Genomic DNA, 12,622 nt, shown 5'->3' on the forward strand with positions numbered 1-12,622 from the left:
ATCTAATCTACCTAACGTCGTTTTTGTTCTTTTTGCCACCAAAGTCGAAGCGCAGCTCAGCTGAGTAGAGGCGGCCGATTACTGGCGAACCCACAAACTCACGCTGCTCAGTATCGAACAGGTTGGTTACGCTGGCACCCAGGGTGATCATTTGTGTGAATTTGTATCCGGCGCTCAGGTCCACAGAAGTGAAGCCGCCCAGCGGTCCGTAATTATAGAGAAGCGGTGCCACGCGCTTATTTTGGTTTTCTTTAGCAGCTACCTGCGAACCGGAGTAGAAGTTATACTCTGGCAGAATGCGCACGTTTACCGAGCCAAAGAACTTGTTGTTGAACAGGTCGCGGGCCGTGAAGTTGAAATTGTAGCGGTGCTTTGGTGCGTTGAGGCTGCTTTCGGCAGGAACCACTTTGCCATCACCATTCGCGTCGTTGTCCAGGTTGTCGCGGTCTGTAATATCAGAGTTGAAGTAGGAGTACTTGGCGCCGATGCTGAAGTTGTTGTTCAGGTAATAGTTCAGGCCGAGGTCGGTACCCCACGAGTTCACATTACCATAGTTCAGGTAGGTGAGGTAGTAATTCAGTGCGTTAGAAGCCGCTTCTGTTACATCTTCGCTGCCTTTGCGAATCACTTTCTCTTTGCCCATAAGTGGGGTGATGCCAGTCAGTGGCGAGATAAAGTCCTCCGACATAGAATACCAGGTGCTTAGGTCCACATAAAACTTGTCGGTCGGGGTGCCTTTGTAGCCCAGTTCGAAGGTCTGCACACGCTCCGGCTCCAGTTTAGGGATCTCGCGGGTGGCACCAGTCTCGGTGTTCTGTATGGTCAGGCCGGCGCCGCTACCCAGGATGGCCAGGGCACCGTTGTTCAGGTAAAACTCCTGGAACTGGATGGAAGGAGCCGCATAGGCGCGGCCGTAAGTGGCTCTGAAAGTACCGGCCAATGCATTGAGCGTCAGGGCGGCTTTCGGGCTGAACTGCGTGCCGTAGTTGTCGTGGCGGTCGATGCGTCCACCTAGCACAGCGCGTACACGGTCACCAAGGGCACGCTCGATCTGGGCAACAGCACCGTACTGGTTCAGGATGATGTCTCCGTTGCGGTCATCGAGGTAGGTCTGGCGGCTGTAGGCCACGTCGCGCTGGAAGCTAAGACCCGTGATCACATCAAAACCACCGTAGCTGTTGTTGTACTGCACTTCTCCGTTCAAACGGTGACTCTTGTCGATGAAGCCCGGGAAAGCGATGGCCGGAGAGTTAGGGTATAGCTCACCTTTGGCAGCACCTGTCTTGGACTTTTCGTGTGCTACTTCCTGCGACTGACCTAGGGCACGCAAGGTATAGTAGTTATTCGTGCGGGCGTTGATCTGGTAGGTATCGCCGGCATCGTTCCAGGTGTTGTATACCTGCGCGAAAATGCGTGGCGTTACGATGCGGCCGTGCAGGTACTGGAAGGTCCAGCCATCGATCTGGTTGCGGCCGTTGTTAGTCACGCCGATGTTCGAGCCCTGTCCGATACCATAGTCCAGGATCACGTCCATGTTTTGGGTCGGGCTGTAATACACGGCGGCGCTGGCACGCTTAAAGTTGAAGTTAAAGTCCACATCGTACTCAGGCAAAGCACCCAGTGTGGCGTTGTAAACAGTGTCGATGAATTCAAAGTCTTTGCCCTGCGTGTATTCTGCATTCACTTTGTAGGCAAACTTGCTGTTGATTACCCCGGCATGGCGGGCACGGGCCGAGAGTACGCTTTGGTTACCGGCACCGATCGTGACAGTAGTGCCCGGGTGAAGACGCGGATCTTTGGTGATCGTGTTGATGATACCGTTGTGCGCGTTCGGGCCATACAGCGCCGAAGACGGGCCCAGGATCACTTCTACCCGCTCAATGTCTTCTTTGATCACGGTATTGTAAACACCGGCCGGAAGCCCTGTACCACCCGGCAGCATGGAGTTACGGCCGTCGGTGAGCTGGAACATCTTTACGTTGAAGGCATTGTTGAAGCCACGGGCATTGATACCGATACCAGCTACCCCAGAGCGAACCACTTCCACACCCTGTACCTTGTTGAGCAACTCGCCCACGTTGAAAGACGGTAGCTCGGTCAGGTCGCGCGAGGATATCACACTGATGGCGGCAGGCGCCTCGGTCAGCTTTTCAGGACGACGGGAAGCGGTTACCACAATCTCCTCGCCTACCACATTGGTGGTGTTCATCGATATGGTGCCGATGTCGGTGGTACCGCCGGTCGTAACCGTTACGGACTGCCTTGGGAAGGTATAGCCTACATAGGAAATACGCATGTTATAAGTGCCGGCTGGCACATCCATGATACTGAACTCGCCGGCAGCATCAGTAGAGGTGCCTTTGGTGGTTCCTTCGAGCAGCACCGTGGCGCCCGTCAGGGGCTCCCTGGTGTCGGCCCCGAGCACGCGGCCCTTGACACTGCCGCTCTGGGCCAGTGCTACCTGTGTCACTGCCAGGAGTGCGAACAGGAGTGAGTAAATTTTTTTCATGATAATTAGGTTAGATAATTAAGGTTAAGGTTTAGATGCTATTTCAGAAAATCCCGGATGGCTTTGTTAAAGGCTCCAGCTTGCTCGTACTGCAGGAAATGCCCCGCTTCGGGTAAGATCACCTGCTGGCTGTTGGGAATGCGGTCGCGTCCGGTTTCGGCTACGGCCTGTGTGGTTAGGTTTGGGTTGAGGTAACGGTTGGGTATCAGGGCATCCTGTGCGCCGAAAATGAGTAGCGTTGGCACCTGCACCTGCGGCAACTGCTCGTACACTGGCTCGTCGACCATGGCCGCCACGCTGCCCGCCACGGCTTTGCTGTAGGCCCCGAACTCAGCTGACTCAGCCATTTTCAGACGGTCGTCGATCATGTACTGTGCATCGGCAGGCATCTGGTGAAAGTTCACTTTGAAGTTAGTCGTCACTTGCTCGGGTGTGGTCTTCTGCACACTTTCCGGCGTCACGGTCATCTTAAAGAGTTGTCTCTGTTGCTCGGTAAAGGTTTCTATACCTGCCGGTGCGGCCAGTACCAGGTGTTTGATGCGCTGCGGTGCCTTCAGAGCGGCCGTAAGGGCGATCTGTCCGCCCATGGAGTGTCCGACCAGGGTAGCTTGCTCCAGTTGAAGCGCATCCATCAGGGCCAGCACATTGTCGGCGTAGCTGGCCATACCGGCCGTTATACCTGTTTTGTCGGACTTTCCGTAGCCGGGCAGATCGATGGCGATGCAGCGGTAGTGCTGGCTCAGCTCGGCCACGTTCTTGTCCCAGGCAGGCAGGTAGCTGCCCAGTCCGTGAATGAAGATCAGCGTTTCGGAACCCTTGCCTTGGTCGGTATAAGCCACTTTGGTGCCGTTGGGTAACGTTACTTTTTTGACCGCATATTTGTAGCTCAATCCTTCGAACACAGGGTCGGCAGCGGGGGCAACGGCAGTCGCTTCGGTGCTGGCTGTTGCCATACCGGTGGCCTTGTCTATACCTGTCGCGGTGGCGGCAGGCTGCGCTGACTGGCAGGCCGTGTGCAGGTATAGCAAGCCAAAAGCTGCCAATATTAGCCTAGTTTTTGAGTTCACTTTCATAAGTCGGTTCTGTTAAAAGTGAAGTGTTTTCTGTTGCCGGCGCAGTAGCTGGCTTTCGGAAGGCGTAGTAAAAGATAAGGCCCACCACCACCGAAGCCAGTATGGCCAATGCGGCGGCTATACCTGGGTTGCGCACCGGTGCCTGCATGTAGGTGGTGAGGCCGCCGTAGTACACGCCAAAATGCACGATCACCGACGTGATGGATGCCGCTACCGGGGCAATAAGCGGTACCCGGCGCAGGAACATGCCAAAGAGCACCGGCACGAAGGCGGCCGAGAAGTAGGCGTATACCCCGTTCTGCGCGAAAATGCCCACGCTCAGGTTCGGGTTCTGCAACTGGTCAAATGTCAGCCAGATGGTGACAGCCGCCAGCACCACAATCACGAGTCGGTTTACTACAACGCCTCTTTTGGTGATACCTTCACCCACGATCGGGGCCAGGATGTCGGAGGTGATGGTGATAGAGAGCGACTGGATAAGGCCTTCTAAAGTAGAGAGCCCCGCCGAGATCAGCCCCAGCACCACCAGCAGGCCCATGTATACCGGAAACTCCTGCACCACGTAGGCAGACATGATGCTGTCCACGGGCAGCTCCTGGCCATTTACCGTCAGGTCAGGGAAGGAAAGGCGGGCGTAGAGGCCGGCGAACACGACCAGGAAGAAAAGGCCCTGCGCGAGCAAGCCCGTCAGCAGGTATAGGTTGACATCCTTTTCATTCTTGAGCAACAGCGATTTGGTGATGATGTGTGGCTGGCAAACGATGGCCACGCCGATAATCATTTGGCAGAAAATGATCTCAAAATTATCGCGGAAGAGGAAGCTTTCGGGGTTGGTGGGTGACACCAGCAAAGGGTCGATGGCCGCCAGCTTGTCCAGGAAGCCGTGCACCCCATTGCTGAAGTGCTCGTAGCCGGAACCCAGCAATATAAAGGCTACGATCAGCATCAACACCGCCTGGATCATGTTGGTATACACCATGGAGTTGGCGCCCCCGAACATCATGTAGCCAAACACGAACACCACAATGCCGACACACATGTGCAGCTCGTTCACGTTGAGCACACTGGCCAGCACCTTGGTAAGCCCGACGCAGATGAGCACGATGAACGTGATCAGCAGCAACGACAGGAACGCGAAGAACATGGCATAGCCGCGGCTTTTGTAGGTGAATCCCATCCACTGGGCCATGGTCTGCGCTTTCACGGCAGTGCCCATTTTGCGAAAACCCTTGGTTAGCACCACCAACGACACCAGCGCCGCGACAGGCAATGCAATGGCCATAGAGATAACCCCACTGATGCCATACAGCGCCACAAAACCCGGGTTGATGATGAAGGTGGCAGCACTCGTCATGGAAGCAGCCAGCGCCAACCCAACCGCCAGCGGGGAGAAAGCCACGCTGCCAAGCGCATAGTCAGAGATAGTGCGGATGCGCAGCGCCCCACGTATCACAAAAAACAGGATAATGCCTGCGTAGGCGAGTACGAGTACCCAACCAGCCGTAACAAGCTCCGATGATGCCAGACTATTCATGCTTGATGGTATTATTGCTAAGGAAATATTGAATTAATTTAGCTAATAATAAACATTGACAGAAGCCTATACTTGCCAAATCAGTTTTTTTCGAGGTGAAATTGGAGGAGGGGAAGGTGGATTTTAATTGAGTGATTGAGTGGGTTGGTGAATGAGTGAGTTTGGGGATGAGTTATTGAGGGGATGAGTGAATTGTTAAATTGTTGATTGCTGGTAGTTGATGGTTTATTTAGTGACTGATCACTGTCAAGTTGTTTGCGCACGGTTCGGACAGGTCGCGACCCATCCCTACAAGAACTGCCATGCTGCGTAGTACCACGACATTACCGTGTAACGGCACTTCAGATACACTTCCTACCTTTTTAACTTTCTACCTTTCTAACTCACAATATTTGCAATCGATTCAGCAAGGCTTCGCGGTGGGTATTGCCGATCGGGATCTGCTTGCCGCCGATGAGGATGTTGTTGTCTTCGATGGCTTCGATGGCGGTGAGTTGCACGATGTAGGAGCGGTGCACGCGCATAAACTGGCTGGCGGGCAGGCGCTGCTCCAGGTTTTTGAGGCTCTGGCTGACCAGGTGCAGGTGCGTGCGGGTCTTGATGTTGCAGTAGATGTCCTGTGCTTCGGCCCATATGATGTCTTCGAGCATCACTTTCTCGAGGCGGTTGCGCACTTTCACAAACAGCGCGTCGTGCAGCAGGAAATTATCGGCTTCCACAGTATCGGTGGGCAGGGCAGGTATAGCTGTGGGCTGCAGTTGCCGGGTGCCGGCGTTGTGAATGGCCAGTTCGATGCTGCTTTGCAGGGTGCGGGCATCAAAAGGCTTCACCAGGTAAGCGTGTGGGTTGGTTTGCTTGGCGCGGTCGATGGTGTCCTTATCCGAAAAAGCGGTCATAAAGATAAAGGGCACCTTGGTGGCCTTCGCTAACATGGCAGCGGTCTCGATGCCGTCGAGCTTGCCGTCCAGGGTAATGTCGAGAATGATCAGGTCTGGCTGATGCTGGTGTACCTGCAGCAGCAGCTCCTCGCCTGAGCTCACCGCCTGGCACACCTGGTAGCCCATTGACTCCAGCGAAAGCGACAGGTTCTGGGCAATGACCACATCATCTTCTGCAATCAGTAATTTGAGCCGGGCCATAGGTATAGGTGTGAGTAAAATCAGTCAGGTATAGCTCCTCAATATAGCAAAAGGTTTCCATTGGCGAAATCTCTATAAGGCTGTATTGCTTTTATTGTTGGAAGCGAAAAAGGGTATTCAGGGTTCCGGGGGGGCTCCTTTTGAGTGGCATAGCAGCGCTATGGCGCGGGAAAGAGATGAATCCAGGTTCCGAAAGATCTTTGCAGCTCAATGAATAAAATCAAAATAGCCTCTTATACTTCCTAAGTATAGCTGAACTGAGATTATTTTGTAAATTGACGTATGCTTGCGCCTTCCTCCACCTGCTGTTCGCGTCGCCTTTTCAGGGTGCTCGCCTTGCTGTTTTTTCTGTTGGCAGCGCTGCAGGCCCGTGCGCAGGCGCCCGATACGGTGGATGTGATGGCTTCGGAGCAGCGCATAGCGGAGGCACTGCAGGTATACCACGACCCGGGCGCGGCACTGACGGTTGACGAGGTTCAAACGAAACGCTTTACAACAAACGATACCGATGCCGTGCTGCAGTCGGGCAGGACAGTGCACTGGGTGCGGGTGGTGTTGCGCAACGCTACCAACCGCGAACAGACGCGCCTGCTTTATGCCGGCGACTGGAGCCACCTGGAGCTTTATCAGCAAAACGAAACAGGCCATACCTTAAAGCGCACAGGCCAGCTTTTACCCATCGGGGAGCGGGACGTGCCTTCTTACAAACCCTACCTCCGGTTGGAGTTGCTGCCCAACAGCACTACCACGCTATACCTGCGCTTGCAGGGCGACATCAATCTCTACAAACCACAGGCGCTGCGGGTGCAACTGCTGCCACCGGATCAGGTGAGTGCCACCAACAGCGACAGGCTTTTCGGGCAGGGTATTTTCATTGGCATTATCCTCGTGATGACGCTCTACAACCTGGTGCTCTTTGCCTCGGTGCGGGACCGCAGTTACCTGTACTACGTGTTGGCGCTGCTGGGCACGGGGCTGTACTTTATGTTCTACCACGGTTTTGCGCTAGAGCTGCTCTGGCCAAACGCCCCGCTCTGGAATGCGCACAGCTTCCCGTTCATTGTCACGTTCAACGGCCTGTTCCGGGTGCTCTTCACACGGCATTACCTCAACACCCAGCGCACCATGCCCGTTTGGGACAAAATGCTGACGCTGCTGGCACTGCTCTACATGCTGCCGGTGGGGATGGGCCTGCTCTCGTACCTCACGCCGCTCGACCTGTTGCAGGCCTGCGTGAGTCTGATCGGCATTATCGGTGGCCTGGTGCTGGTGGCGATGGTATTGACCAGCATCCAATCGCTGCGCCAGGGGTATAGGCCGGCACTTTACTTCCTGATCGCCAACGTATTTTTCGTAGTGGGAGCTTTGCTTTTCATCCTGAAAGAGAACCATTTGGTGCCGGACAACATCGTAACGGTGTATGCAGCGCAGGTAGGTATAGTGGCGCAGGTGGTATTGTTCTCGCTCGGTCTGGCCTACAGGCTGAACACTGTAACAAGTGAGCTGAATGCCAAAGTGCTCGAAAAGGAGCGACTGGAGCGTGAAAAGGAAACGGAGCGCAAGCTGCTGATCGAGCAACAGAAAAACGAGCTCGAAGTGATGGTGGCCAACCGCACGGCAGCCCTCCGACACCGTACGCAGGAGTTGAAAGACACAGTGCGCAAGCTCAAGGCTTCGGAGCACAAGCTGCGCCGGCTCAACTATTTCAAAGACCGCTTCTTCTCCATCATCTCGCACGACATCCGCACGCCGCTGGCCACACTGGAGTCTTTCCTGAACATACTGGTGAACTTCTCGGACAAGATGAAGCCGGACCAGATGCAGAAACTGGCCACCCACACGCAGGTATCGGTACGCAACCTGCAGGCCTTGCTCGAAAACCTGCTGCAATGGTCGACGGCCCAGACAGCCTCGGGCCACCATGTGCGCTTTGAGCCGGAAGCACTGCCGCTGGCAGAACTAGTGAACCGCAACGTGGCCCTGCTTAAAGATACGGCCGATACCAAACAGATTACCTGGCAGGTACAGGTGCCGTCCGCGCTGCAAGTGCGCGCCGACGCCCACATGCTCGACTTCGTGGTGCGGAACCTGCTGCACAATGCCATCAAGTTCTCGTACCCGGGTGGATTTATAAAAGTAGATGTTGAAGAAGGCGCTGGCAGCATGGTGACGATTGCCGTGACCGACCAGGGCACAGGTATCGGTCCCGATGTGCTGGCGACGCTCTTTAAACTGGAGACGCCTGCTATGGCTACTAAAGGCACCGTGAACGAGAAAGGAACGGGCCTGGGATTGCTGCTTTGCCGCGATTTTGTGGAGCGGCACGGGGGCACTATACAGGTAGATACAGTATTAGGCCAGGGCAGTCGGTTTTACTTTACCGTGCCGCTGGTTATACCTGAACAGGCCACGGATAAGCAACTGCAGCTGGAAGGCGAGATTTGTTAAGTCCTTGCTCGCGTACCGCGAGAGTGCGCTATCTGGCGGACTTTGGTTGCCTCAGTCTGTGCTCCGCTAGTGCGAGCTTGCATCTCGCACAGTTAATTTCTGAAGGTAGAGCTGCATAGAAAGGTTCAGACACGAGCTGCGAGCTCGCGCCAGCGGTGTCGTACCGAATGCTATTTCGGATTGATAAATCTGAAATGTACCTGTCGCGGATTTGTAATTCGCGTTTTACGGGGCACGTGGATTAGAAAATCCCCAGTAGTTTGCTTCCGGATTCGGAAATCCGGAAGAGCAATGTCCAAGGAGCATGAGGTATAGGTTGGTTGCCATTGGCATTGCGAAAGCCCACCAGTTATATAGGCAGGGCAAATAGCTTAGGTATAGACAGCCGGTTTTCATAAGAAGTTCACCACGAAAATTTGTGCCTACACCTGATGCAGGTACGGTTTGGCCATACCTCGCACGTTGCCTTTCGGAACTTTCCTTTAGATTTGGCCTTCATCCCTCCATCTTAAACCCATAGTACTATGAGACATCGCCTCCCCGACGGACTGGAACTACACTACGAACTGCACGGAAACAATGACGCCACCCAGGCGTTGGTTTTCCTGAACGGACTGTCGCAGTCGACAGCGGCCTGGGCGGGGCTGGTGCACGCGCTGGGCAAAAAGTACAGGCTGGTGCTGGTCGATTTGCTGTTTCAGGGGCAGTCAGGTGAAGCGCCGGAACACCGCAGTTTTGAAGGGCACGCTGCCGATGTGGCCGAATTGCTTAAGAACCTGCAGCTGCCAGCTGACACCATACTGGTGGGTATATCCTACGGCGGTGCGGTGGCGCAGCGTTTTCTGGTGAATCATCCGGAACTGGTTCAGCGGGGCGTACTGCTCTCCACTTTCCCGTACAAAGACGCCTATTTCGACGCCATTGGGGCCAGTTGGAAACAGGCTTTGCTGGCAGGCGGCTACCCGCTAATGCTTGATGTGATGCTGCCTTTTGTGCTGGGCCGTAGCTATTTTCTGAACCCGATCATTACCATAGAGAACCTCAAAAACAGCAAAACGAGCCAAAGCCCCACCCCGGAGCGACTGCTCAAACTGGTGCGCGCCACCGAGGAAAGCGGCAACTACCTGGAAGAACTCAGGAAAGTGCAGGTACCGGTGCTGGTGGTGCACGGCGAAGAGGACATGCTCTGCACCCCAGAGATGGGACGCGCCATGTACCAGGCACTGCCGCACGGTGAGCTGGAGATTCTGCCTCACGTAGGCCATACCCTGAACCTGGAGTGCATACCGGATCTGATCCAGCTGCTGGATACTTTTGCGGCGAAGCCTATACCTGTCGAAAGATAAATAGCCAAAACGGCCTGCAGCATTACAGATCACACCAGGCACGGGTTCTGCAGAAAGTTTACAGCTTCTCCTCTAGCCACACAAAGCCACTGCTGATCACAAACAGCAGGAAAAACCAGATTACAGGAACCTGCTCCTGGGCATAGGCCGTCGAGTCGGTTGCTTCCGCTTTTCGTGGCTGCGCCGCAAACTGCAATGTCGCTTCCCGTCTGGCCTGTATACCCTGATGGTGCCATGCGGCAGTATCCTGCACCAGAAAATAAAACGGCTCTATACCTGCTGACTCCACCACATGCCAGCCCGGACGGTTTGGCCAAAAAGTCCCTTCGTATACCTCTGGCTGGTGTATGCCTTGCTGCAAAGCTATACCTGTCTGTGTCGTGTCGGCAGTGCTTCTGACAGTGGCTTTAGGAGTTTCATCCGGATTGGTTAGGGTATGATCGGTAAGTTTTAAGGTGAGCGGCTGGTGCACCTGCGGTATCTGCGGTTTGGCCAGTTGCCAGAACTTTTCCCGTACTTCCCGCCTGGCCACCGACGAAAGCAAGTGCGCCCAGTAGCTGGCGTAGGTGTCTTGCTTGCCCTCGAGCTGCCAACTGAACGTTTGCGGCGCCACCGAAAGCGCCACCGTGCCCCAGCCTGCTTTTCGGCCGGCTGCCAGGAGGTTGTTGTTCTGCTCTTCTATCAGCCCTGTCACCACCTGGCTGCTCACCAAAGTATAAGGCGACACAGGTATAGCGGCAGCTGCACCGTTTGTCCAGTTTGCCCGGGCATTTCGGGTGTCCTGCTGCGATAGGCGCTTGCTTTGGAAACTAGTGAAGAAGGCGGTGGAGCGGTTACCCAGCTGCTCACCGGCGACGGTCAGCACACCCAATCCATCTTCGGTAACGGCCCGTTGCAGGACGGTCCGCTCGGCGCTGCTGAGCTCCTGCAAAGCCTGCGGCTCTATGATCACCACATCAAACTGCTGCAGTAACTTGGGCGTGATACGGCTCAGGTCGGTTTGGGGCATGTTGAGCCATTCGCTCTGGTGCATCCCCTTGCTAACCGTACTGCGCAGGGCTACTTTATGCTGCAACTGCCCGAGATGGTTTTTCAGGAATTTGAACTCGAACAGCGGGAAAGACGACACCAGCAATACAGCTGGTTTTGTGGCCGGATATACCTGTATAGGCACCTGGCCCAGCGTATCGCTCTTATCTGCTGACTTTGCCACCAAGGCATAGGTATAGCGGCCTTCCTGCTTCGGGGAATTGCGCAGCTGGAGGGTATGCTGGCCGGCTTCTTTGAAAGTAACAGAATCCTGCGCCTGTCCAGCGGCCTGCAGGTATAGGGTTGTTGTTTGATCAGCTGCCTGGGTATAACGCCCCGCTACTTGAACCTGTTCTCCAAGGGTAATTCTCTCCGGCCACGTGATAGCCGCTATACCTGTGGGCAAGTCGGATAGGTGCGGTACCACAGTAGTGTTTTGCAGCACATGTAGTTCCTGCTCTGACAAACCATAACCCAAAACATGCACCATCTGTACCTCTGGTTGTTGCTGTCGGAAGGTATACAAGTCAGGTATAGCGGCTGCTTTTGGGGCTTCGGTTTTATAGGTATAGACCAGCGGACTTGGCTCCAATTTTTGCAATAGCGCACGAAGCGAGTCAGGCTCGTATCCCTCAGTCAGTAAAATAGCAGTACCCGGATTAAGCGCCCGCTGATAAGTTGGAGGAAAAAGCAACAGCACCAGACTTATACCTGCCACCGCACTGGCTACTAGTCGCCACACCAGCCGCCTGCGGTCAGGCCGTCGCCACGCCAGCCAGCCGAGCAACAGCACGGCTAGGATCGCAAACAGGTATGGAAGGTATAGTGTCATTGGTTGATAATCATTTATCGCGCAGCTGCTTTAGTTATAGATGCGTCGTATGGGCGTCTTTGAAATCTCTTTCTGAGTAACCCGTCCATCCGGCCCAATGGTGTAATGTGTAACTGTGGAGTCGCCCTCCACAACTTCTGTGTTAGTAACTGAATCGATCTCCACCATTTCTGTTTCAACCGTTGTCTCTTCGTAGGTGTCTTTGGATATAAACTTGCCATAAGAGTATAAACCCCAGCCACCATCTCCACAGCCAGCAGCGGCTATAAAGCTATCAATGGCCTTTCCGTTTTTATCGTAAATCAGATAGTGTAGCAGGTCACAGTAACTTGATTCATCCTGTGTCAGGACGGTAAATTCTGTAAAATCCGGGTTTCTGTTCTGCCAGGAGTGGAAGTAGTCGCGGTCATAGTCCTGCCCTAAAAAGACCCGCTTGCTATTTTGCCACACCAGATTAAAGGACGTGCTATCAAGCTCCTTGTACTGCCCTATGCGGTTCTCCCAGTTAAAACTGTCTATGGCAAAACTATCCAGATCTGTGTACTTGAAATACGACCTGTAATCTGCGAGCGAAGCTTCCCTGATTTCTGGCGCAGTAACAGAATCCGACTCTTCGGCGACTGTCTGTTTTTTATCGCTACAACCAACAAGAAAGAGTAAAGTACCAAGGGCTAGCAGGATGATCTTCATGGTAATGTTGTTTGATAAACTA

General features: G+C 54.3%; 8 protein-coding genes. 2 read left to right on the forward strand and 6 right to left on the reverse strand.

The genetic code is table 11. The features are described 5' to 3' along the window. Nucleotides 1-7: 7 nt before the first annotated feature. From Q4E40_RS11985 to Q4E40_RS12000, 4 genes are all read right to left on the reverse strand, one after another. Nucleotides 8-2,509: a TonB-dependent receptor gene (locus tag Q4E40_RS11985; protein ID WP_303412423.1), complete on the reverse strand. Its 2,502-nt coding sequence runs from the start codon at nucleotides 2,507-2,509 to the stop codon at nucleotides 8-10. 38 nt (nucleotides 2,510-2,547) lie between these two features. Continuing rightward, nucleotides 2,548-3,582, reverse strand: a complete 1,035-nt coding sequence (locus Q4E40_RS11990; RefSeq protein ID WP_303412425.1) for an alpha/beta fold hydrolase — start codon at nucleotides 3,580-3,582, stop codon at nucleotides 2,548-2,550. Continuing rightward, nucleotides 3,560-5,116 (reverse strand): sodium:solute symporter family transporter, encoded by a 1,557-nt coding sequence (locus Q4E40_RS11995; protein ID WP_303412427.1) that lies wholly within the window; start codon nucleotides 5,114-5,116, stop codon nucleotides 3,560-3,562. The genes Q4E40_RS11990 and Q4E40_RS11995 overlap by 23 nt, the downstream gene beginning before the upstream one ends. Before the next feature lie 383 nt (nucleotides 5,117-5,499). Continuing rightward, nucleotides 5,500-6,255 (reverse strand): LytR/AlgR family response regulator transcription factor, encoded by a 756-nt coding sequence (locus Q4E40_RS12000; protein WP_303412429.1) that lies wholly within the window; start codon nucleotides 6,253-6,255, stop codon nucleotides 5,500-5,502. Between the two features lie 282 nt (nucleotides 6,256-6,537). Between Q4E40_RS12000 and Q4E40_RS12005 the strand changes: the two genes are divergently transcribed. Further along, nucleotides 6,538-8,703, forward strand: coding sequence for a sensor histidine kinase (locus tag Q4E40_RS12005; RefSeq protein ID WP_303412431.1), 2,166 nt, complete (start codon nucleotides 6,538-6,540; stop codon nucleotides 8,701-8,703). A gap of 524 nt (nucleotides 8,704-9,227) precedes the next feature. Beyond that, nucleotides 9,228-10,049, forward strand: a complete 822-nt coding sequence (locus Q4E40_RS12010; RefSeq protein ID WP_303412433.1) for an alpha/beta fold hydrolase — start codon at nucleotides 9,228-9,230, stop codon at nucleotides 10,047-10,049. Nucleotides 10,050-10,107: 58 nt separating this feature from the next. Here Q4E40_RS12010 and Q4E40_RS12015 read toward each other — a convergent pair whose 3' ends face one another. Continuing rightward, the gene (locus tag Q4E40_RS12015; RefSeq protein ID WP_303412435.1) at nucleotides 10,108-11,910 is read right to left on the reverse strand and encodes a hypothetical protein; all 1,803 of its coding nucleotides are present in this window, start codon (nucleotides 11,908-11,910) and stop codon (nucleotides 10,108-10,110) included. A gap of 30 nt (nucleotides 11,911-11,940) precedes the next feature. Then, the gene (locus tag Q4E40_RS12020) at nucleotides 11,941-12,600 is read right to left on the reverse strand and encodes a hypothetical protein (protein WP_303412437.1); all 660 of its coding nucleotides are present in this window, start codon (nucleotides 12,598-12,600) and stop codon (nucleotides 11,941-11,943) included. Between the last annotated feature and the right edge of the window lie 22 nt (nucleotides 12,601-12,622).

This window comes from Pontibacter coccineus (genome assembly GCF_030546575.1).
GTDB classification, from domain to species: Bacteria; Bacteroidota; Bacteroidia; order Cytophagales; family Hymenobacteraceae; genus Pontibacter; species Pontibacter coccineus.

Coding starts and splice junctions, on each gene's coding strand:
- Q4E40_RS11985 (WP_303412423.1), bottom strand. CDS start 2,509: ATGAAAAAAATTTACTCACTCCTGTTCGCACTCCTGGCAGTGACACAG.
- Q4E40_RS11990 (WP_303412425.1), bottom strand. CDS start 3,582: ATGAAAGTGAACTCAAAAACTAGGCTAATATTGGCAGCTTTTGGCTTG.
- Q4E40_RS11995 (WP_303412427.1), bottom strand. CDS start 5,116: ATGAATAGTCTGGCATCATCGGAGCTTGTTACGGCTGGTTGGGTACTC.
- Q4E40_RS12000 (WP_303412429.1), bottom strand. CDS start 6,255: ATGGCCCGGCTCAAATTACTGATTGCAGAAGATGATGTGGTCATTGCC.
- Q4E40_RS12005 (WP_303412431.1), top strand. CDS start 6,538: ATGCTTGCGCCTTCCTCCACCTGCTGTTCGCGTCGCCTTTTCAGGGTG.
- Q4E40_RS12010 (WP_303412433.1), top strand. CDS start 9,228: ATGAGACATCGCCTCCCCGACGGACTGGAACTACACTACGAACTGCAC.
- Q4E40_RS12015 (WP_303412435.1), bottom strand. CDS start 11,910: ATGACACTATACCTTCCATACCTGTTTGCGATCCTAGCCGTGCTGTTG.
- Q4E40_RS12020 (WP_303412437.1), bottom strand. CDS start 12,600: ATGAAGATCATCCTGCTAGCCCTTGGTACTTTACTCTTTCTTGTTGGT.